Annotated in this window: 16 protein-coding genes and 1 pseudogene; 3 read left to right on the top strand and 14 right to left on the bottom strand. The window is 70.6% G+C overall.

Annotation, left to right across the window (positions count from 1 at the left end):
- Position 1 precedes the first annotated feature (1 nt).
- From JK363_RS34990 to JK363_RS34965, 6 genes are all read right to left on the bottom strand, one after another.
- Positions 2-829, bottom strand: a complete 828-nt coding sequence (locus JK363_RS34990; RefSeq protein ID WP_201881540.1) for a carbohydrate ABC transporter permease — start codon at positions 827-829, stop codon at positions 2-4.
- Positions 826-1,737, bottom strand: coding sequence for a carbohydrate ABC transporter permease (locus tag JK363_RS34985; RefSeq protein ID WP_201881538.1), 912 nt, complete (start codon positions 1,735-1,737; stop codon positions 826-828). The genes JK363_RS34990 and JK363_RS34985 overlap by 4 nt, the downstream gene beginning before the upstream one ends.
- Entirely contained in the window at positions 1,734-2,984 is a 1,251-nt protein-coding gene (locus JK363_RS34980; RefSeq protein WP_201881536.1) for a sugar ABC transporter substrate-binding protein, read from the bottom strand. The genes JK363_RS34985 and JK363_RS34980 overlap by 4 nt, the downstream gene beginning before the upstream one ends.
- 41 nt (positions 2,985-3,025) lie before the next feature.
- Entirely contained in the window at positions 3,026-3,958 is a 933-nt protein-coding gene (locus JK363_RS34975; protein ID WP_201881534.1) for a LacI family DNA-binding transcriptional regulator, read from the bottom strand.
- A gap of 2 nt (positions 3,959-3,960) precedes the next feature.
- Positions 3,961-6,366 carry an ATP-binding SpoIIE family protein phosphatase gene (locus tag JK363_RS34970; RefSeq protein WP_236076340.1) on the bottom strand — a complete coding sequence of 802 codons (2,406 nt, stop codon included), beginning with the start codon at positions 6,364-6,366 and terminating at the stop codon, positions 3,961-3,963.
- Between the two features lie 455 nt (positions 6,367-6,821).
- Positions 6,822-7,253 carry a hypothetical protein gene (locus JK363_RS34965; RefSeq protein ID WP_201881526.1) on the bottom strand — a complete coding sequence of 144 codons (432 nt, stop codon included), beginning with the start codon at positions 7,251-7,253 and terminating at the stop codon, positions 6,822-6,824.
- 224 nt (positions 7,254-7,477) lie between these two features.
- Here JK363_RS34965 and JK363_RS34960 point away from each other — a divergent pair, with 224 nt between their 5' ends.
- A complete protein-coding gene (locus JK363_RS34960) occupies positions 7,478-7,945 on the top strand; it encodes a YbaK/EbsC family protein (RefSeq protein ID WP_307821986.1) in 468 nt (155 codons plus the stop codon).
- 239 nt (positions 7,946-8,184) lie between these two features.
- Here JK363_RS34960 and JK363_RS34955 read toward each other — a convergent pair whose 3' ends face one another.
- The 8 genes and pseudogenes from JK363_RS34955 to JK363_RS34920 all read right to left on the bottom strand — a co-directional run.
- Complete coding sequence (locus tag JK363_RS34955; protein ID WP_201881524.1) at positions 8,185-9,207, bottom strand: TolB family protein; 1,023 nt, start codon at positions 9,205-9,207, stop codon at positions 8,185-8,187.
- Positions 9,204-10,475 (bottom strand): MFS transporter, encoded by a 1,272-nt coding sequence (locus JK363_RS34950; protein WP_201881523.1) that lies wholly within the window; start codon positions 10,473-10,475, stop codon positions 9,204-9,206. Before JK363_RS34950 ends, JK363_RS34955 begins: the two co-directional genes overlap by 4 nt.
- 5 nt (positions 10,476-10,480) lie before the next feature.
- A complete protein-coding gene (locus JK363_RS34945; protein WP_201881522.1) occupies positions 10,481-11,371 on the bottom strand; it encodes an alkaline phosphatase family protein in 891 nt (296 codons plus the stop codon).
- Between the two features lie 373 nt (positions 11,372-11,744).
- Positions 11,745-15,434: an SAV_2336 N-terminal domain-related protein gene (locus tag JK363_RS34940; protein ID WP_201881521.1), complete on the bottom strand. Its 3,690-nt coding sequence runs from the start codon at positions 15,432-15,434 to the stop codon at positions 11,745-11,747.
- Positions 15,435-15,436: 2 nt separating this feature from the next.
- Positions 15,437-16,423 carry an AAA family ATPase gene (locus JK363_RS34935; protein WP_201881520.1) on the bottom strand — a complete coding sequence of 329 codons (987 nt, stop codon included), beginning with the start codon at positions 16,421-16,423 and terminating at the stop codon, positions 15,437-15,439.
- Positions 16,420-18,582 (bottom strand): VMAP-C domain-containing protein, encoded by a 2,163-nt coding sequence (locus JK363_RS34930; RefSeq protein WP_201881519.1) that lies wholly within the window; start codon positions 18,580-18,582, stop codon positions 16,420-16,422. Before JK363_RS34930 ends, JK363_RS34935 begins: the two co-directional genes overlap by 4 nt.
- Positions 18,583-18,852: 270 nt before the next feature.
- On the bottom strand, positions 18,853-19,245 hold the full coding sequence (locus JK363_RS34925; RefSeq protein ID WP_201881517.1) for a hypothetical protein: 393 nt from the start codon (positions 19,243-19,245) through the stop codon (positions 18,853-18,855).
- A 258-nt stretch (positions 19,246-19,503) separates the two neighbouring features.
- Positions 19,504-20,404, bottom strand: a pseudogene (locus JK363_RS34920) (RNA-guided endonuclease InsQ/TnpB family protein); the annotation flags it as partial.
- A 27-nt stretch (positions 20,405-20,431) separates the two neighbouring features.
- Here JK363_RS34920 and tnpA point away from each other — a divergent pair.
- Together tnpA and JK363_RS34910 are read left to right on the top strand one after the other, a co-directional pair.
- A complete protein-coding gene (tnpA, locus tag JK363_RS34915; RefSeq protein WP_201881516.1) occupies positions 20,432-20,848 on the top strand; it encodes an IS200/IS605 family transposase in 417 nt (138 codons plus the stop codon).
- 236 nt (positions 20,849-21,084) lie between these two features.
- Positions 21,085-21,993, top strand: coding sequence for a phytoene/squalene synthase family protein (locus JK363_RS34910; RefSeq protein WP_201881515.1), 909 nt, complete (start codon positions 21,085-21,087; stop codon positions 21,991-21,993).
- The last annotated feature ends 69 nt before the right edge of the window (positions 21,994-22,062 follow it).

The following is a 22,062-nucleotide window of genomic DNA, read 5'->3' as shown; positions in this document are numbered from 1 at the left end:
GTCACCCCTTGACGCTTCCCGCGGTGAGCCCGCCGACGATGAAGCGGTGGAGGATCGCGAAGAGGCAGACCACGGGCACACTGACGAGGGTGGCGGTGGCCATGAGCGGCCCCCAGGCGATGTGGACCGGGCCCGCGAAGCTGTTGACGACCACGGTGACCGGCTGCACCTCGGGTGTCTGGCCGAGCGTGAGGCCGAAGACGAACTCGCCCCAGGCGAGCAGGAAGGACAGCCCGGCAACCGCAATCAGACCGGGCGCCATCAGCGGCAGTACCACGTGCCCCAGCACGCCGGGCGGCCCGCAGCCGTCGACCAGAGCAGCCTCCTCCAGCTCGACGGGGATGCCCTGCACCAGCGGGCGCAGGACGACCACCGCGAACGGCAGGGTGAGAGTGGTGTCCGCGGCGATGAGCCCGGTGTACGTGTTCTGGAGCCCGGTCTTGCGCTCCAGGAGGAACAGTGGCGCCGCCAGCACGATGGCGGGCAGCAGCTGGGTGATGAGCAGGGCCAGCATCATGGCGCCGGAGCCGCGCATCGGGATGCGGGCCAGGGCGTAGCTGAGCGGGACGGCCAGCAGGAGGGTGAGGGTGACCACGCCACCGGAGATCACCAGGCTGTTGAGCAGGGCCCGGGGGAGCGCCGGGTTGGCCAGGGCCGCCGAGTAGTTCTCGGCGGTGAACGGTGCGGGGATCCATTGCGGGGACGCGGCCAGGATCCGGTCCGGCTTCTTGAAGCTGGTGGAGACCATCCATAGCACGGGCACCAGGAACGCGGCGGTGACCACCGCGGCGGTCGCGGTGCGCAGCCAGGGGCGCCGGACGGTGGTCATGCCGTCACCCCTTCGTGCCGCAGCCTGCGTACGTACAGTGCGGCGGTGAGCAGCGGCACGACGAGCAGCAGCAGAGCCGTGGCGGCGCCCTGGCCGAACCGGAAGAATCTGAAAAAGACCTCGTAGACGTAGAGGGACAGGACGGTCGTGGCGTCTACGGGCCCTCCACCGGTCATCACGAAGATGAGGTCGAAGACCTTGAAGGTGTAGATCAGGCCGAGCAGTAGCACCGCCGTCGACACCGGCCGCATCAGCGGCAGCGTGATCCGGCGGAAGCGCTGCCAGGCGCCCGCGCCGTCGATGGCGGCGGCCTCGTACAGCTCCGGGTCGATGCCGTGCAGCCCGACCAGGAGCAACAGCATGTTGAAGGGAACGCCGACCCAGATGTTGGCGATGATGACGCAGCCCAGTGCGGTGGACGGGTCGGTGAGCCAGTCGTGGGCCAGCGCACCCAGGCCGGTGGAGCGGAGCAGGGCGTTGTATGCGCCGGAGTCGCCCTCGAGCATCCAGCGGAAGAGGGCGCCGCTGACGATCGGGGGCAGCAGCCAGGCCATCAGCAGCAGCGACCGGAGCAGGCCGTTGAACGGGAAGGGCCGGACGAACAGCAGTGCCAGGGCGAAGCCGATGGAGAACTGGAAGACCAGCGAGCCCACGGTGAAGAGCGCCGACAGCCGGACCGCGCGCCAGAAGGCGGGGTCGGTGAGCACGGACCGGTAGTTGGCGAGCCCGTTGAAGGGCGCGGGGCCGCCGAGTTGGCTGCGCAGGCCGACGTCGTGGACGGACGTCCACACGTTGTACAGCAGGGGGTAGGCCAGCAGGAGCGCGAGGAAGGCCAGTCCGGGCAGGGAGAACAGGTAGCCGGTCCGGCGGCGGCGGACGGCGAGCGGGGCAGTACGTCGACGGCTCATCCGAGCGCCTTGTCGATCTTCACCGCGGCGGCCGACGCGGCGGCGGACGGGGAGGCGGAGCCGGTGAGAACCGCCTGCTCGGCCTTGGCGACGGCCTCGGAGATGTCGGCGTAGTGCGGCCCGTACAGGCGCGGGCGGGCGATGGCGAGTTGTTTGAGGAACAGATTCAGGACGGGATCGGACGTCCAGGTGCCGGTGTGGGCCAGGTCCTTTCGGGCGGGCAGTTCGCCGAGGGACTCCAGGTACGGCACCAGGACCGAGGGCCGCTGGGTGTATTCCAGCACCTGCCACGCCTTGTCCAGGTGATCGCTGGTCGCCAGCACCACCCAGTTCTCGCCGCCCAGGCACGTGGCGGACGTCTTGTCGCGGGGAAGGGCGACGACGTTCCACTCGAAGGGGGCCTTGCGGAGGACGGGGATCTGCCACGGCCCGTTGATCTGCATGGCGGCCCGCCTGCTCAGGAAGCGGGCGTTGACGTCCTCCTGGGTCCAGCCCACGCACGCGCGCGACAGCGAGCCCTTGTCGATCAGGTTCTTCAGGAAGGCCAGCGGAGTGGGGCCGGAGGTGGCGAAGGTGTCCAGGTCGCCGCCGCTCTGCCACAGGAACGGCAGGAACTGGAAGACGCCCTCCTCGGTCCGGATCGCGCTCATCGCCAGGCCGAACCGGTTGCGGGTCGTCAGCCGGCGGGCGCTGTCGGCCAGTTGGTCCCAGTTGGTCGGAGGGGTCACCCCGGCGTCGTGCAGCATCGAGGTGTTGTAGTAGAGCGCGAGGCAGTTGCTGTTGTTGGGGATGCCAAGGGTCTTCCCGCCGATCTGGCAGCTTGCCCAGGGCCCGGGGTAGTACGCGCGTGCCTGGCCCCAGCTCTTGACCCGGCTGGTGAGGTCGGCCAGCAGCCCGTTTCCTCCCAGGGAGCTCATGGAGACGTTGTCGACGATGGCGAGGTCGGGCAGGTCGCCGGAGATCGCGGCCAGGGTGAGGGCGTTGACGAGATCAGCGAAGGGGATGGCGCGCCGTCGGATCCGTACCCCCGCGACATGGGCCTCGATCCCGGCGATCAAGGCGTTCAGTCCCGGCTGGAAGTTCGCTGGGGTGAAGTAGTCCCATAAGGTCAGCGTGACGGTGCGCGGCTTGCGCGCCTTCCCCGTGCCGCCCGTGTCGCACGAGGCCAGTACCCCGCTCAGGCCCAGGGCCGCCGCGCCCGCGCCGGCGGTGCGCAGGATGCTGCGGCGGTCGGTGGTGTGTGTCATGCCTCGCTCCAGGTTTCGGCGGGGGCGGCAGGGGTGTGGGATCAGAACTCCAGCTCCTCCAGGTCGGGTTCCTCGCCGGGCACCCGACGGCACGGACCGGTGCTGTCGCGCTGGGCGACCAGGGGTTTCAGCAGCACGTGCCGGGGCGGCGCGCCGGGCGAGATGAGCCGTGCCCGCAGCAGGTCCACGGCGACCCGGCTCATCTCCGCGACGGGTGTCTCGATAGCGGACAGCCGAAGGCTTGTCTGCTCCACCCAGCGGCCGGCCGTCACGCCGACGACCGAGAAGTCCCGCGGCACGACCCGGCCGTGCCGCTTCAGCCCGAGGTACACCCCGCGCAGCGCGGCCTCGTTCATGGTGACCAGCGAGGTGGTCGCCGGGTCGTCCAGCAGGATCTTCTCCAGGACCGCCTCTCCGGAGGCGTCGTCGTCGCCGCACAGGTACGCGTGCTCCCTCAGGCCGAGCGCCGCCATCGCCTTGGTGTAGCCCTCAAGGCTCAGACGCGCCGGGCCGTATCCGCTGTCGAAGAGCCGCTCCGAGCGGTTGACGAAAGCGATCCTGCGGTGGCCCAGGTCGGCCAGGTGCTGCACGCAGTCGGCGGTCATGCCCACGAAGTCCAGATCGACCCAGCCGGTCGCGTCCGCCGTGCTGTTGCGGCCGATGATGACGTAGGGGATACCCGCCTTGGCGAGGTGTTCGACGCGGTCGTCGTGCAGCCGGATCTCCATGACGATCAGGCCGTCCACCCGCCCGGGGCTGACCATCCGCCGGAACGACGGCTCGCTCGCGGTGACGCTGGGGGAGAGCAGCATGTCGTAGTCGTAGCGGGCCGCCGCCTCGGCGACGCCGCCGATGAAGTCGTGCTGCTGTTCGGTGTAGGTGCCGTCCGGTTCCGCCGGTGGGTAGACCAGTCCCAGGGCGTGGGCTCGGGCCGGGTCCGGTCCGGTCTGTGTGCCGCCCGTGGTGCCTGCCATCGTCAGTCAACCGGGAGGGCCTGCTCGGCCCAGATCGTCTTGCCGGTCGGGGTCTGCCGGCTGCCCCAGCTCTGGGTGAGCTGGGCGACCATGTCCAGCCCGCGCCCGCCCTCGTCGTACACGCGGGCCCGGCGCAGGTGCGGGGCCGTGCTGCTGGCGTCGGAGACTTCGCAGATCAGGGTGCGGTCGCGGATCAGCCGCAGCCCGATGGGCACCGCGCCGTACCGGATGGCATTGGTCACCAGCTCGCTCACCACCAGCTCGGTGACGGACGTGGCTTCCTCCAGCCTCCAGGCGGCGAGCTGGCGGCTGACCTGGGCGCGGGCATCGGCGACGATCGACGGGTTGGCCGGCACCGCCCAGGTGGCCACCTGGTCGGCGTGCAGGGCGCGGGTGCGGGCCAGCAGCAGGGCCACGTCATCGGCGGGGGTCGGCGGGAGCAGGGCCTTGAGCATGGCGTCGCAGCTGACCTCCAGAGAGGGCGCGGACCAGTCGGCCAGCGCCCGGCACAGCCGGTCCAGGCCGGCGCCGACGTCGTGGTCGCGACCCTCGATCAGGCCGTCGGTGTAGAAGGCCAGCAGGCTGCCTTCGGGCAGCTCCACTTCGGCGGCCTCGAACGGCAGGCCCCCGATGCCCAGCAGCGGTCCGGGGGACAGCTGGACCACGCTGACCGTGCCGTCGGGCAGCAGCGCGACGGGTGGCGGGTGGCCGGCGCTCGCGATGGTGCAGACACGCGTGACCGGGTCGTAGACGGCGTACAGGCAGGTGGCGCCGACCTCTTCGGCGTCCATGCCGGAGACCGTGCCCCGGTCGCCGGTGCCGTCGTCCGAGTCCAGGTGGCGGACCAGGTCGTCGAGGTGGGTGAGCAGTTCGTCCGGGGGCAGGTCGACGTCGGCGAGGGTGCGCACCGCCGTACGCAGCCGACCCATGGTGGCCGAGGCGTGGATGCCGTGGCCGACCACGTCGCCGACGACCAGGGCGACCCGGGTGCCGGACAACGGCACCACGTCGAACCAGTCGCCGCCGGCGCCGGCCCGCGATCCGGCCGGCAGGTAGCGGAAGGCCGCCTGGACGGCCGCCTGGGCCGGGAGCCGCCGGGGGAGCAGGCTGCGCTGCATGGTCAGTGCGGCGGAGCGCTCCCGGATATAGCGGCGAGCGTTGTCCACGCCGATGGCGGCCCGGTCGGCGAACTCCTCGGCCAGGATCAGGTCGTCCTGCTCGAACGGTTCGGAGTCCTGGCCCCTGGCGAAGATGGCCACCCCGAGCGTGATTCCGCGGGCTCGCAGCGGGGCTGCCATGATCGAGTGGTATCCGTACTCCCGCACTCTGACGCTCCGCGCCTCGTGGACGGCCATCCAGCGCAGGAAGTCGGGGTCGTCCGTGTCGGTGAGCACCGGCCGCCCGGTGACCAGGCAGCGGGCGGGCGGCGTGAAGGCGGGGTAGGTGTCGAGCTCGCCGAGGGCCACCGCCGCCTCGGGTGTGCCGCTGGTGGGGGACCGGTGCGCGACCCGGCGCAGCTTCACGTCGGCGCCGACCGGCCCGGGCACCGGCTCCTCCCCCTGGAGCACGGAGTCCAGCAGGTCCACGCTGGCGAAGTCGGCGAGCCGGGGCACGGCCGCGTCGGCCAGTTCCTGGGCGGTGCGGACCACCTTCAAGGCGGTGCCGATGCGGGTGCCCGCCTCGTTCAGCAGGGCCAGCCGCTGCCTGGCCCGGTGCTGTTGGCTGCTGTCGAACGTTGCGGTGCCGACACCGCACACCTGGCCGGAGGCGGGATCCCGGACGGGCCACAGCTCGACGATCCGGGCCTGCTCACGCGAGAAGGACCGCGCGGGGGTGCGGGTCTCGAACCGGGCCGGTTTCCCCTGCTCGGCCACTTGGTGGATGTGGCGCAGGAATTGCTCGTCGTCGCCTTCGCCGCCCGCCGCGGGGGCGGCCCCCGCGGCGGCGGTGTTCAGTCGCCACCTGCCCGACGCCGTGTCGAACGCGGACATGCCGATGGACGCCTGGGTGAACGCCCAGTCCATCATCCGGTGCTCGTCCTGCGACCCGGGGGCGTACGGCACGGCGGTCAGCACGTATCCCTGAAGCGTGCCGTCACCGGCCAGCGACGGATATGCCCGCAACGTGACGTCCACGCGGTGGCCGTCCCGGTGCCGTAGCGCGGCCGTGCCACTCCATTCGCTCGAGCCGGCCGGGGTGAACCCGGCCGCGTCGGACGCTCCGGTGGCGGCCACCAGCTCCACCGCGGCCCGTCCCACCACCTCCCGCGCCTGGTGGCCCAGCAGCCGTCTGGCCTCTTCGCTCCAGCCCGTCACGATGCCCTCGGGGCTGACGACGGCCGTGGCAGCACCGTGTGGGCACCCGGGCTCACCCGGTGCCGGCTCCATGACCACCTTGTCGCTCTTCATCGCCGTTCGATCTGTCTCACACCTGTTCTTCCCAGTTTGTCAAATATTCTCCGATATCAGCGTGCGCACGGCATGAGATCGGGACAAGCGGAACGTGTGCGGTGCAATAACAGCCGTCCGGGTGAGGGGCGGCTGGGGTACGCGGCTGTCGGCGAGCGGGGTGATGCGCTCGGTGTCGCCCTTGGGTACGCCGGTCAGCGGCCGCGGGTCTAGCTCCCCGCAGCAGGTGATCCCGGTTGAGGCTTCCGCCCCTCGACGACACGCCGGTGCCGCGGCAGGCGTGTGGCACCTCCCACCACAACTGTGGGTACTTCACCGACAACCGTCTGTGGAAGTCATCGGAGCAGGTGATCAGGATCAGCGCCGTGCGGCTGACCGGTCGCAGCAGCGGGGAGATGATGTTGAAGACCTGGCGCAGGAAGCACGCGCACGGGCCTCGGCAGGGTCGCCGTCCCTCAGGCGGCGGCCAGCGCGGATACGCCCAGAGCCACCAGGGCTATGACCTTCAGCGACTCCACCACGACATAGAGATGGTGGGCACGCGAGCGGGGAGGGTTCTCGCCCGCGAGGACCCGGTCGCTGCGTCGGTTGAGGACGGGCCGGATCGCGGTCAGCTGTGCGGCCAGCAGCACCACGACCACGCCAGTGAGCACCGCCAACCGCACCGGAGGCGAGCCTGCCGCCACCGCGACCACGACGGTGAGGGCCAGGGCGGTCTCGGCCACATTCAGCGCGCGGAAGACCAGCCGACCGATGCCCAGGCCGAGAGGGACGGTGATACCAGGCGCGCGGAACTTCAGTGGCGCCTCCATAAAGGAGATGGCGACCACCATGCCGAACCAGGTGAAAGCGGCAGCGCCGGTCACGGCGGCCGAGGTCGAATCCATTGCGCTACCTCCGAGCGTGTCCTGGAGTGAAGTCTGCCCGACGGGTGCATCTCCGCGCCGGTGACTTGTCTCGTTCACTGCGGACTGCCCTCACTCCTACGAGAGCCTTCACGGCGAGACTCGTGCAACCCTCGTCGTGTGCTAGCCCGCTCGAGTGCCCGACCGCCGCTGACCTTTGTGGCCCCGTTGCCGGGAAGCAAACCATCCCTACGACTGGAGCACCTGTGACGACAGTCCTGGACCTTGTCCGCACGGCCCTGACCCTGCACGGCCACCCCGGTGGCATTACCGAGCTGCCCAGCCCGGCGCCCACCGCGGCTGCCGCCGCCGAGCAGCTGTCCTGCCCGGTCGGCGCCATCGCCAACAGCCTCATCTTCGAGGCCGACGGCACGCCGCTGCTCATCGTGGCCAGCGGCGGCCACCGTGTGGACCTGAAAAAGGCAGCGAGCCTCGTCGGGGTGCGCAAGGTACGGCGCGCCGCCCCGGAGTTCGTCCTCCAGGCCACGGGGCAGGAGGTGGGCGGGGTGGCTCCCATCGGCCATCCCGCGCCGCTGCGGACCCTGGTGGACACCGCGCTGGCCGACTATCCGCAGGTGTGGGCCGGCGCCGGGCTGCCGCACGCCATGTTCCGCAGCACCTTCGAGGAGCTGGTTGCCCTGACGGGGGGTGAGGCCGCTGCCGTAGGCATCTGACCGGGCCTTGCCGTCACTGCGGAGTCCGGCCACACCATCCCCTCGGCCGCGCCCACCGCAGGTCGTTCCGGCTTCCCGGGGCCCGCCCCGCCGCCGGCGGACTGGTGATCCGGATCCGCGCGTATGGCCCCGGACCGATCGGCCGCAGGGAAGAGGGGGCGGTGCCTGCTGTCTGCCGGCGCTTGGTGTCGTCGGTCACGGCAGTGGTGTTGCCGATGTATCTGCGCTCTCCCGGCTCCTCACCGTGGATAGGCTGGGGCGACGGCGGAGGTCATGAGTCGGTGGGCCGTGCCGGTACCGTCGGCGGGGACGGTCCATAGGTCTGAGCCGTAGTCGCCGGGGAGGGCATAGAGGAGGGTGGAGCCGTCGGCCCACAGTGCCTGGTCGTCGATGTTGCGCCGCTCGGCGGTCGCGGACTCCGTCATCGTGCGCAGGTCGAGGACGTACAGCCGCCACGGGGCGTCGGGTGAGGCTCCCTTGACGCGTTTCTTGTAGGCGATCCGGGTGCCGTCGGGCGAGAGGGAGGGGCATTCGACGTTGCGGTGCACGGTGGTAAGGGTGCGTGTGGCGAAGTCGCCCCTGACGAGGTAGGTCTGCCTGCTGGTGGCAAGCGTGGCGTAGAAGTGGGTGTCGTCGGCGAAGGTGACACCCCAGATGTTGATGTCCGCGGCGTGGTAGGGCCGGCCGTCCTTGATGACGTCGAACGTCTCCAGGTTGTTGTCCATCTTCCATGTGCGGGTGTCGACGATGGCCGTGCGGGTGGAGAAGTTCGTGCCGGCGTAGGAGTCCCCGCTGACGAAGACCGTCCAGGCGACCAGGTGGCCGGAGGGCGAGACCCGGGCCCGGGTGGGTATGCCTGCTGCCGGGAAGTGGTGCCGTTCGTGCAGGTGCGCGTCGAGTACCACCGCTCGGTAGGTGTCCTGCAGTGCGCCGCGTACGGACTGCAGGCAGATGCCGGTACCGGCTGCCGCGTGGAAACGCAGGCACTTGACGCCCGATGCGGTGCGCGGCCCCTGCGGATGGTCGGCGGGCACGGTGGTGATCTCGTCCCGGTGCGGGCCCCAGGCCAGGTTGCGCACCAGGAGCGGGCGGCCGGCTGTCGAGCGGAGCGAGACGGTACCGGCCCGCACGGTCGGGCCGTTCGCTTGCTGCTGGTCACGCATGGCCGACCGGTGGGCGGCGTGCAGCACCGCCACGGTACCGACGCTCCCCAGCAGCAGAACGGCGACCAGCAGGGTCACCAGGCGGGTGGTTCTGGTCATGAGGGCACCTCATCGGCGGAACGGAGGACGAAGGAGACCACGAGGGCGCTGATGGCCAGTGCGGAGGCGGTGATGGTGAGCGCGGTCCGCCCGCCCCACAGGCTCCAGGCCGCGCCGAAGGCGATCGAGCAGGCGAACCGTGCCAGCGCCTGACCGGTGCCCACCAGCGCCTGCCCGGCACCCTGGTGCTGTGCCGGGACGACCCCGGCGGTGGCGGCCGCGAGGACTCCGTCGGTGGCTGCGTAGAAGGTGCCGTGCAGCACGAGGACGGCGACGATGGCCGGGACACCGCGCCACGGGGAGAGCACCAGGCCGTAGCCGAGCAGGAGGGCGCCGTGGCCGGCCAGGAACAGCCGGCGGCGGCTGATGCGGTCGGCCAGTGCGCCGAGCGGGACGGCGAGTAGCAGGAAGACGGCGGCGGTGCCCAGCGGCAGCAGCGGGAACAGCTGGGCGGGCAGGCTCTCTTCGCGCTGGAGCAGCAGATAGAGGAAGGAGTCGCTGACGGTGGTCAGTCCCAGCAGAGCCGCGCATGCGGTGAGTCGGCGCAGCTCGGGGCGGCGAAGCAGGCCGAGTGCGTCGCGCAGCGTCGGCCGGGCCGGCTCGGGCACGGGGACGGCACCGGTGGGGGCGACGACGTGGCGGGGCACGAAGAGCACCAGCACCAGGACGCCGAGCGTGGCGACGCAGCCGCTGACCGCGAAGACCGCGTCGTAGCCGTCGACGGTGGCGCGCAGCACGGCGAAGGCGGCGAGCGGGCCGAGCAGCGCGCCGGTGGTGTCCATGGCGCGGTGCACCCCGAACGCCCGTCCCCGGTGCTCGGGTTCGGTGGCCAGCGAGATCATCGCGTCCCGGGGGGCGGTGCGCAGGCCCTTGCCGGTGCGGTCGGCCGCGAGCACGGCGCTGATCAAGGGGAGGGTGTGGGCGAGCAGCAGCAGCGGTTTGCACACCGCCGACAGGCCGTAGCCGACACCCGCCACGACCTTGTGCCGGCGGCCTCCCCGGTCGGCGAGGTGACCGCCGGCCAGACGGACCAGAGCGCCGACGCCGTTGTTGATGCCGTCCAGCGACCCGAACCCGAGCGGCGACAGGCCGAGGCCCGCGATGACGTAGAGCGGCAGGACGGCCGTGACCATCTCCGAGGAGATGTCCGTGATGAGGCTGACCGTACCCAGGGCCAGCACGGTGCCGGGCACGGCGGCCGGCCGCCGCCCCGGACGGGTGTCCGGGACGACGGTGGCCTTGGTGCTGCGGGACTCCGCGAGATACACCGGCGTCAGTTCCAGATGCCGGTGATGTCGGACGCCGTGGCGGCGTTGCCCGCGTGCGTGGTCAGACCGGCCAGGTCCTCCAGGGTGCGCAGCACGTTGTAGTGGTTGTAGGTGGTGGCGCTGGAGCTGCCGGGCGCGACGTGCTCCCCGTAGAAGACGGTGGGGATGCGGTTGCCGGACAGCTTGTTGTCCTCGTCGAAGGTGACAGCGAGGATGCTGTTGTGGGTCTTGGCCCAGGTGGCGTACGCCCCCAGGTTGTTCTGGATCCAGGTGTCGCCCGTGGAGACCGAGCAGTCGTGCATGTCACTGCACAGGTTCGGTACGACGAAGGAGACCTTGGGCAGGGTTGTGTAGTCGGTCGGGAACTGCGCCATGGTCATCGCGCTGCTGACCGGCACATTGGAGAAGCCGAACCACGGGTTGTGCTTCTGAGCGTACTTGCCGTTGCTGCAGACCGTCGAACCCTGGCTGGGCAGCGACTCGTTGTAGCTCGCCCAGGTCTTCCCGGCGGCGCTCAGCTCGGAGGCGAGGTTGGGAGCCGAGAGGGAACCGACGGGGACGCAGCTGTCGTCGGTGCGGCCCTGGTTGGAGCCCGAGAACAGCATGTAGTAGTTCGGCTCGCTGGGGTGGGTGAGGCCGTAGGACTGGGTGAGGTTGGCGCCACCCGCCTTGAGGGTGTTGTTGATGTACGGGGCGCTGGAGCTGCCGATCACCTGCGAGTAGGAATGGTTCTCCATCACCACGACCACCACGTGGTCGGGGGTCGGGAGAGCGGCGGCCTGAGCGGTGGAGCCCACGCCGGCCCACAGGCCAATCGTCGTGGCTGTGAGGGCGAGAGCTCCGGCCAGTGCGGCGAGGGGGCGCCGCTTGACATGGGGAGCCTTGACGGTGGTCATAACTGTCCTCCGGACAGGAGTGACGGACGCAAGGGGGGTGGGGGTGCGCCGCAACACTAGGGGCGCTCGGCTGGAACTGAATGAAGCGCAGACGAACCGTGGGCTCCGCCAGGCAAAGGTCACACCAGGCGAAGGTCATGCGGGCAAAGGGAACACCAAGCAGGCATCATCCCGCCGCAGGCACCACGGTCACGCCAGGATGCCCCGTGGCGCTGACGACGTGGTCGGCTAGGGGGCGTGTCCTGTTTCTGAGGGTGCCTCCGCGCGGACAGGTACGCGGGTCACCACTGACCGAGCGATCACGGCACAGGGCCGACGGCTGAACCGCCCCGGTCCGGAGAGCCGACGGGGCGAGGGGCCTCGGCGGCGTACGTCAGCCGAGAAGATCGCGTGCCAGCATGTCGAACGCCCGCCGGGTGTCCGGTGCCAGGTCGGCGTGGTCGACCGGCCCCCGGTCCCGCAGTGCCGGGTCATGGGGGATACACCGGACATGGCGAACCATGCCCAGCCGGGAGACCACATCTCCTGGCGCCGGACCGGTGCCCCGTGTGCCGTCGAGGTCCGAGAGCACGGCTGTGGCTCTGCCGACAAGGCCGAGATAACCGTGCTTGGCCAGCCAGTCCAGTTGGTTTCGAGCCGCCTCGAGATGCTCCTCCCGCGGTGTTGTCGCCATGACCAAGTGGTCGACAGCGCCCAACAGGGCCCTCAGCGATGTGTCGGGCGGGATGAAAGAGCCCGCGGCGTCGACGACCGTGGTGCCGAGGGCCCTCACCCAGTCCAATCCCCTTCGGTACAGGCCGAGGTTGTACCGGACTGTCTTCTGCTCGGGCGCCTGCGCGTACAGGAAGTGCGCGCCGCTGGAGTCGGTGAGAGTGACCCACCGCCCTGCCGAGGGCGGAACCTGGCCGGGGACCGGGCCGACCACACAGGAGACGGGCGTGGCAGGCGAGGACGACAGGCGATATCCGAAGACCCCCATCCGCTCGTCGACGGGCAGCATCACGACCGGCGGCCCCTTCCTTCTCGACGTGCGGGCGGCCAGGGCGGAGGCAAGCTGTACGGCCACCGTGCTGCGCCCGGAGAAGCGGTGAGGGCCGATCACCACCACGCACCCGGCGGGGGCTCGGCGATCGCCAGGGCCCAACACCGGCTCCGGCCTGGGGCGGCGCAAACGCCCCCGCCTGCCGCTCGGCGGGGGCACAGTGCCGGGCAGCCGCAGCCACTTGGACACGTTCTGCCCGCCGGGGTGCGGGGGGATCGTCAAGCGCGCTTCGGGCTCCGGGCGCCCGCCCGACAGGGGCACCTGCGCGCCGTGGCCCGCGTCCTTCACCTGCCCGACGACGCTCGGTGCGGTCCGGTGGACGACGGCGCCGTCGAGCATGTTCACCGCGAGCGGTGACAACCATGTGCTGAAGCGGCGCGAGGCGGTGTCGCGCGGGAGACGGTCACGGAGAAGTGACAGAACGGGCACGGCGGTGGGGACGGCGCCGGATTCGCCGTACAGGCAGGTCCTGACCACCATGCGGAGGGCGGAGTCCACCACCTCGTTCGACCACTCCGGCAGGTTCCACGGCTGGGCCGAAACGGTCTCCACGAAGTCGCTGAACGACTGCCAGGTCCGCTCGGGGCCGTACGCGGCGTAGATCACGAGGGCGGCCAGAGCCCGGAGGTCGTCGGCCTCCGTCCGCGCCGCCGTGTCCCCACCGGGCGATTGTCCATCGACGGTCGCCTGTTGCCACCCCACGATGACGGGATGGCTCTCGGTGACGAGAATGCGGTCTGGGGCCAGCCGTCCGTGGACGACGCCTGCGCTGTGGCTGTGCAGCAGCGCCCCGGCGAGCCGTTGTCCCAGGCAGAGGGCTGCTTCGACACCCAGGGGGCCGGTGGTCCTGACCAACTCGGCCAGATCGGGAGCGCGATCTCCGGAGGTGGTGCTGACCAGTGAGACGGCGGTCCATCTGCCGCCATGAGGGCCGCCGGTCGCGTCGTAGTCCAGAAGCGACGGCAGACAGTCGTGGCTCAGGCGACTCAGCGCCACCACCTCAGTGCGTGTCAGCTCCCGGTTCGCGACGCGTACGGCCGCTTTCACCCCCTCCTCGCTCCGGCCGAGATAGACGGGGTTCGGACCTCGGCCGGGGGCGCGGCCGCTCAGCGCGTAGTTCGCGATCCCGTAGGAGTCCGTGTAGGGGAGCTCCAGGGGCAGTGCCCTGCGCGGTGGGGCGGGCGAGTATCCGACGAACGGCACCTTGGGGTAGATGGAGTTCAGCGTGGACTGCTGGGCCTCCTCGGGCACGGGCGGCGCCTCGCCCCACTCCGGGGTGGACAGTCCCGTGAGCCCGAGGCGTCGCAGCATGGCCGCCCCGAGCCAGGCGAACCCCTGCGTGTGCTCGGGCAGCGGATCCGTGCCATCGGGGCGGTTGAGCCAGGCCGGGAAGTCGGGGGAGCGCCCGGCCAGTTGGGTGATCTGCCGGGAGACCCGGCGAGTGGTCTCGATGACCTGTGCTGTCGGTACGGCGTCCAGCAGGACGTCCCGGGCCTCGTCGGAGAAGGAGAAGACACGGTGTCCGTGGCGGAAGCTCCCGGAGCCGAGGTCCGCCTGTGCGTGCGGCTCCGTCTCGGCGATGTGCATCAGTCCGCCGAGAAAGACCTCAGCCAGGTGGGCGGTGGTGGCAGGCCAGGGGACGGCCTTCACCACCAGGGACATGACCGGGACCGTGAGGGGAGAGATGGCCGCCAGGTGAGCCGCGAGACGGTAGGCGTCGGGCGAGGCGATGCGGCGGAACTGGCGCACCGCGCGGCTGCCGTCGGAGGCGGCGAGTCGGCCCGGCGACGCCTGCCGCGCCTCCTTCTCCGGGGGCGTGCCGCCGTCCGGTTCGTCGAGGGCGCTCGCGGTGGCGTCCCACAGCGGCAGTACCGTACTGGCCCCGGTGGACACGGTCATCCGAACCCATGCGGCCAGCTCTCGGGGGGTGGGCTCGAGAACCGGGACGGCGGTGCCGTGGAAGGAACTGAGTTCGGGTGGCAGCAGGGTGTCGCGGATGCGCCACGCCGTGTTGGCCGCCCCCGGATGCGGCGAGCGGACCGACCAGCGTCGGGCGGACAGCCCCGACCCGCGCCACATGCGCGGTGGGAGCGCGTGGACGACGGCGGTGGGGCCATGGGCGGCCCAACGCGCCAGCAGTGGCCGCATGGCATCCCCATGCCATCCGGGCCCGGCCCCGTCGGAGACGACGAGGACCATCGTGCGCCCTGACGGGTCCGCGAGGACACCGGGCCGGATCAGGTCCTGAGCTCTGCCGAACGGGTGCGTGGTCAGCATCGGTTGCTGGCCGGTCCGCAGCCGCAAGCCCTTGACATGGATCCGGCGGAAGGCGCCCAGCCGTTCGAACAACGCCCGTAATTCGCTGCACAGCTGCTGCCAGAGAAGCATGGAAGGGCCGTCGTCGACGACGAGGGCGAGGTCGAGCCACCGTTCGGGCAGCGGACGCGTCACGAGGTCGACGATGCCGGTGTGGGCGATCTGTGTGACCGTGGCGGTTTCGTCGACCTCGGCACGGCCTGGATCGGGCCGGTACTGCTTCAGCGGGCGCAGCGCCCGCGCCGTCACCAGGGAGGTGGACAGAGAGCGCAGATACGGCACCCGGATCGGCAGGGCCCGCGCGGGCTCCGGTGAGGGCCGCGGATCCGGTGGCGGGCCGTCTGATGGCGGGGTGTCCTCGGGGGCCTCGGCGTCAGTGGTGTCGTCGGCGCCTTCGGGCGGGGCGTCGGAGCCGGGTGCGGGTTCGGGGCGTCCGGGGGCCGCGTGCACTTCGGCGGATGGCGGCTGCCCGTGGGCCGGTTCATGCCCGGACGGATGCGAGGCGTCCCGCTCGGACACCCGGTGGTCGCCGGCTGGGTCCGGGCCGTCGGCGGCGGAGGGATGGGACAGTCGTTCGAGTGCCAGGGCGAGCGGCGCACCTTCCCCGGCGGGGACGCGGTCGGCCAGCCACAGCACATCGACCAGTTCCTCGGCGGTGAGCTCTCCGCCGAGATGTCGCAGAATCCGCAGGACTCGCTCCGGCATGCCTACACCGCTCCGCCCAACTGGTGGAGGACCGCCTCCAGGAGACCTTCCGCGTCGAGGTCCACTCCGCTGAGACGGAGATAGGCGGCGTTGAGGAGCTGGTCGGTGGCCAGTTCCCCCGGAGCACGGCGCGCCAGGAAGGTCCGCACCAGATCGTCGACCCGGGGCAGAGCGTCGTCGCCGAGGTGTGCGGCGACAATGGCTCGGAGCCGCTGTTCACTGGGGTCGGGCAGGTCAAGGCGCAGGCACCGACGCAGAAACGCCGGTGGGAACTCGCGCTCCCCGTTGCTGGTGATGACGACGATGGGGAATTGCCGACAGCGGATCAGGCCGCCGGTCACCGGCACCGGAGCACCGCGACGCGCGGTGTGTACCAGGGTCCGGTCCTGGCCCTCGGGGAGCCGGGCGAGTTCGGGGATCTCGAACTCGCCCTCCTCGAAGACGGTGAGCAGATCATTGGGGAGGTCGACGTCGCCTTTGTCGAGTTCGTCGATGAGCAGCACCCGGGGATGGTCGCTCGGCACCAGGGCCGTGCCCAGGGGGCCGAGGCGGATGAAGTGCCCGATGTCCGAGGGCGGGGTGCCCTCGTTCTGGCTGAGCGTGCTCTCCCGTAGTCGGCCTACCGCGTCGTACTGGTAGAGCGCGTCCGCCAGCGTGGACCGGCTGCTGATCGGCCAGCGCAAGACCCGGCCCAGCGACATCTCGTGCGCGATCGCGTAGGCGAGGGAGGACTTGCCGGTGCCGGGGTGGCCCGTGACGAGGAGCGGACGTCGCAGATGCAGGGCCGCGTTGACGACATCGATCTGCGGTTGGTCGATGAGGTACGGGCGGTACGGGTCGGAGGCCGCCGTATGCGTCGGCGGGTCGGTGTCGTACAGCCCGAACCGCCGCCAAGGGGGCGGCTCGGGCATGGTCACCTGCCGTGGCTGCCCGTCGCCGTGGAAGAGCTGCCAGCCGCGGTCGGCGTCCGGGCGTGTCGGTCCCGTCATGTGGTCGACTCCTCGCAGGTCGGATCGCTCCAATAGGGCAGCGGAGGCAGACGTGTCGCGTCGTCCCAGATGAGAGCCGGCGCCGGCGATCCGGCGTCCGCCTCGCCCAGCGCGCGGGCGCGTTGCCGACGCACCCGATGCGGAAGTCCCCGGACGGGCCCGTTGAGCATCAGCGCCGCCAACTGGTCGCTCCGCGGCCCGCCCGGAGCATCCCGGTCCCACATCACCACCGGTACACCGAGCACCAGACATACGGCCCTGAGCGCCGCACGGTGCTGGGAATGGCAGTCGATGATCACTCGTGCCACGTTCAGATCCGCCTTGAGCAGCCCGTACACCTGAAGGCTCGTAGCATGCTGCTGATCGAGCCGGAGCAGTCCGCCGCGGTCGAGCTGGGCCCACCGGGCCCGCCAGCTGTGAAGTCGCTCGGCCTGGCGCCGCAGCTCGGGGCATCTGACAACCACCGCGTATTCCGCGCCCAGGACCAGAGGGATTTCGTATTCCTCGGCGTCCTCGGCCTCGTTGGCCCACCGCTCGACCGGCTCGTCCAGATCGTCGGCGTCCAGCAGAACTTCGATGACCGGTACCGCGCTCCGCTCGGCCGCAGCCGTTTCCCGCACCAGGATGGTGTGCAGCAGGCGGGTGAGCTCGGCCGGTGTCCGCGGATCGTCGTCAGCCAGGACCTGGCGGTCGACCTCGTCGTTCACGCTGCCCGGGTGGTACCAGGAGGCGCATCGATAGGTGCCGGGTGCGCAGCGGGTGAGCTGGACGGTGAGCCGCGGCTGAGCCGCGGCGTGGTGGGCGCGACGGCGGCCCGCCCAGGCAGTGGCATCATCCCTTCGCTCCTGCAACGCCGCCTGCGCCACGCCGAGCCGTTTCGCCACCGCCTCGCACCAGTCCTGCATCTTCCGCGTGACCTTGGCCTCGCATGTGGCCGCCAGGTACTCCACGGCCCGCAGCAGCGCCGGTACGCGCGGTGTGCCATCGGGTACGGGCGCGCTGTCGCCCCAGTACTCCTCCAGGGCCTCGACGAGCTGCTCGGTGCTCTGGTCTTCGGACTCGTCAAGGGGTGACGGCAGGTCGGCCGTCTGGAAGAGGATGGAGTCGGGAAGGGCTGCCCGCGCGGCCGCGGCCAGGCGTGAGGGGGCCTCCCCTGGCAGCAGATCGAACAGCCACCGGTGTTCACGAACCGACAGCATGCCGGGGATGAGAGCGGCCCGGCCGAGCGAGAGCAGCTTGAGCGTCGCGTCGGGCTCGGTCTTGGCCAGTCCCTCGGCCAGGACGGCGACGGCACGGTGCCTGGTCACCAGCACGTCCACCACCTCGTCGACGCTCGGGACGGTCGCGGGTGTCACGGGCAGCCCGAGCTCCTCGGCCAGCCGTTGGGCATGGGCGGCGCGCACCTGGGGATCACCGAGCACCTCGGAGAGCACCGCGGTGATGGCGTGCAGATCGGCCGGGTCGACCGTGATGTCGAGCACGCGGTGCGAAGATGCGGGGGCGTTCCGGGGGAGGCGGGCGTGGCTGAGTTCGGCCTCCAGTGCCTGCCAGGGAAGGGCGACCGTCCTGCGGACGACGTGCCCGGAATCGAAGCCGCCGGCCGGAGGTTCCAGGACGCCGAGGACGATGCCGACCGCGGCTTGTTCCTCGTCGCACCATAAGGGACCGCCGCTGTATCCGGGGCCCATGGCCGCCCCGCGGAGTTCGGAGTCTATGTACGCCAGCGAGCCGGCATGCAGCCGCACCGAGCCGTCGGCGTAAGTGAAGGGGAGGCCGCTGCCGTACCAGGCACGCACGTCCTGGCCCTCGGCCAGAGCCGCCCATCGCATGGGGCGAACGTCCGGGGGCGGGTCGTCGGCCAGTTCGAGCACGGCCAGGTCACCGGACCACGTCAGGTCGCCGTTGCCTGCCGGGCGTGACCCCGGACCGGGCCGGCGCGCGGGTATCCAGACCACCGGACGGGCGCTGAACGTCTCGTCCTCGGCGCCGGCCCGGCAAGGAAAGGCCAGCCGCACCGGCATCCCCTCCGGTGCCTCCTGGGCGAAGGCATTCCGGCCCAGGGCGTCGTTGACCACGTGGGAACAGGTGAGAACACGCCGTTCGCCGAGGTACACACCTCCGCCGACGACGGAACGGGAGGAGGGGGAGACCACGGACACGAGCGATGCCTGCGCCGGACTCCCCTCCGGTTCCTGCGCGCTCAGCCAGCGTCGGACCTTACTCCTCATGACCGCGGGACGCGTGCCCAGGGCGCATGACAGGAAAGGCATGGGGAAGCCCGTTGGTGAGGACCGCCGCGGTGCCCGGCCCGCCGAGGGAGGGCAGGCGCGGTCCCGTCATGGACGGGGCACCCAGAATGTCTGACACCCCGCCAGTCTGCCCGACGGATCAGTATCGGCAAACCGTTGTTCGCGAATCGACGGCGGGCTTCAGACCGGGGAGAACTGCTGCTTCAGCGGGCTCGCCGAACCGGCCTGGGTGAAGAGGCTCACGGATGAGGACGGGCGCGGGCCGACCGCGCTGTTCCGGTCGAACCCCGTACGCGGTGCAGCACCTCCGCGATCGTCAGCCGTGCCGCGCTTCGCGCCGGGATGAGGGCGCCCAGGGCCGCGATCACCAGACCCGCCAGGGCCAGGCCGGCCGGGGCCGGGGCCGGCCGGGGCCGGGGCCGGCCGGAGGTCCGTCATGTACGAGGGCAGGACGATGTCCACCGCATCCGCACTCCGCGGTACCACCAGCTGGTAGCCCGCCATGCCCAGCGCCATGCCCAGCGGGATGCCCAGCAGGGAACCGGCCGGGCCGAGCACCGCCGTCGACGTCACTGAATGCCCACCACGGCGAACCTCCTCACTTCCCGGGGACCATGCGTGCGGGTACCACACGCGTCGTCAATCCGCCCGCTGCGCCCTGTTCAACAGCCGCAGCCGGGACCTGCGCCAACTTTGACCGTTGATCCGCGGGTGCTGTGGGTTACTTGGTGGCCGGGGTGAGTCGGCCTTCGTCGGTGTCGATGACATCGCCGGTGACCGGAAGAGCGACCTGGTCGTGCGGGCACCAGCGTTGACGTGCTCCCTGGCCTGAAGTCCAGGGATTCCGGCCTGGGTCGTCTGACCCTTCCGGGGGCTTCCTGCTTCAACGCGCTGTGCCGGGACTTTCGTCCTGGTCTTACCGGCGCTCCACGAGGCGTTTAGCGTCTCCGCCCGTCCGGCGGCGACGATGCGGCGTCCTTCGAAGAGGACGTTGCGGCTTGCGTTGTGGTCGCGGTCGTGCATGGTGCCGCACTCGCCGCACGTCCACTTTCGGATGTGCAGGGGCTTGGGGCCGTCCCGGAATCCGCAGGCCGAGCAGACCTGAGAGGACGGGAAGGCCCGGTCCACCGTGGCGAAGGTGCGGCCGTGCTTGACCGCCTTGTACTCCAGCATGCCGACGAACGCGGATCATCCCGCATCATGCACGGACTTGGCGAGCCGGGTGCGGCCGAGGCCGGACACCGCGAGGTCTTCCACGTACACCGCTTGGTTGTCGCGAATGATCTGTGTGGATGCCTTGTGGTGCCAGTCCCGGCGCCGGTCCGCCACCTTGGCGTGCTGGCGTGCGACCTTGATGCGGGCCTTGGCCCGGTTCTTCGATCCCTTGGCCTTTCTTCGATTTGTAGCGGGGAGGGCCGGTCTTGCGGCCCTGGCGCTTGCCCTTGAGGCTGTCGAAGAAGTTCTTGTAGGCGGTGTCGAGGTCCCGCAGGGACTGTTGCAGGGCGACCGCCGACACATCGGCGAGCCAGGCCCGTTCCTCGGTGCGTTTGGCCTGGGTGATGCGAAGCCGGGACAGCTCGGCCGACTTCACATACGGCAGCCCGGCCGCGTGCGCTTCCTTCCGGTCGCGCAGGCAGTCGTTCCACACCACGCGGGCGCAGCCGAACGCATTCGCCAGCGCACGGCGCTGGGAGGCGTCCGGGTAGGCCCGGTAGTTGTAGCGGAGTTGCACAACCAAGACCCTACTACGATTGGTCTCGTGGATGGGCAGAACGATTACAGGCGGGGCAGACATGTTGTTTCGGCGATGCATGTGCACTTGGTCTTCGTGACGAAGTACCGACGTGGAGTCTTCAACGACGAGATGCTGACACGCTGCGAAGAGATCATACGCAAGGTGTGCGAGGACTTCGAAGCGGAGCTGAAGGAGTTCAACGGCGAACGCGATCACGTCCATCTCCTGATCAACTACCCGCCCAAGGTCGCCGTCTCCAAGCTGGTCAACAGCCTCAAGGGCGGTCCCGCCCGCCGGATACGCCAGGAGTTCACCGGCCGCAACAACCCCGCCATCATGCACGGACACCTGTGGTCACCCTCGCACTTCTCCGCATCGTGCGGCGGAGCACCATTGGCGATCGTCCGCCAGTACATCGAGCAGCAAAAACGCCCGCTCTAACATCCACGTCAGAGCAGTCCTGAGATGCATTCGTCCCCGGCGTGAACGCCGGGGCTTTCTGCAAGAGTCCCGGTAACCTCTACCGCAACGACGGCAAGGCGAACGGCTCCTTCACCGCGGGCCAAGACCGCCACCGGCTGGATGCACAAGGGAGTCTTCCACCGGTCCGGCAGCGCCACGGCGCGCCGGAGGCCGCTGACTGCCGTGGTGGGACTCGGGGACCGGGAGGGACGGCCATGGGCCTGTGGGGCAGGGCACTGGACGCCGCGGGGATCAGCGATCCGAGGCTGCGTGCTGACTACACCCGCCAGCGGAAACTGGTCGCGGGGTACCGACGCAGCTCCTACATCGCGGCGCGCTTGCTCCTGCCTCTGCCGCTGCTGCCGCACGTGATCGCGGCGACCGGCTTCATGCATCGCACCGACACTCTCCTCGACAGCGGTCCCGAGGCGGAGCGTGCCGCGGTCTACGCTGAGTGGGCGAAGGAGGTCCGTGAAGGTCTGGCCGGCGGCGAAAGTGATCATCCGGCCATCCGGCCGCTGCTGCACACCGTCTCAGCTCACCCTGGGCTCCGTAGCCGCGTTGAGGACTTCCTCGAAGCTGCCGCCATGGAACTGGAGTTCACCGGCTTCGCCACCGAAGCGGACTACCAACGCTACCTCGATCACTACACGCTACCCGCATTCATGCTGATCGCGGGTCTGATCAGCGGCAAGGACGTTCCGGCGGGTTACCGCGAGGCGTGCCGCACGTACATCGACGGCAGCCAGCGCCTGGACTTCGCCAACGACCTGTCCGAAGACCTCGCGGACGGGCGCCTCAATCTTGTGCGGAAGACGCTCGACGCGCACGGCGTCACCCGTGCCGACCTGGAAAACGCCCGGGACACCACCGGCACCCGGAGTCTTCTCGCGCACCTCACCGAGCAGGCCCGCCAGTGCCTGGCCGCCAGCCGACACCTGGTGGACCTCGCCCCGCCCGAGGGCCGTCCACTGTTCCGCGCCATGATTGAAATCGAGCGCCTCACGGCCACGGCAGCGGCCGCCAAGGGCCCCGCGCTTCTCCATACCCCCGCCCGGCCAGCCGTGTTGGCCACCGCTCGAGTGCTCCTCCGGGAGCGCCGCTGCGCTCGGCAACTGTGCTGAAGCGCCCGGACGCCCGGATGCGGTCCTTGGCATGCAGGCTGCTTCGATGCGGTCGGGCATGGCCGAGCA

The organism is Streptomyces coffeae (assembly GCF_016741875.1).
Taxonomy (GTDB): domain Bacteria; phylum Actinomycetota; class Actinomycetes; order Streptomycetales; family Streptomycetaceae; genus Streptomyces; species Streptomyces coffeae.
Note: the sequence above shows the minus strand (reverse complement) of the source record. Positions and strands in the feature narration are given on the sequence as shown.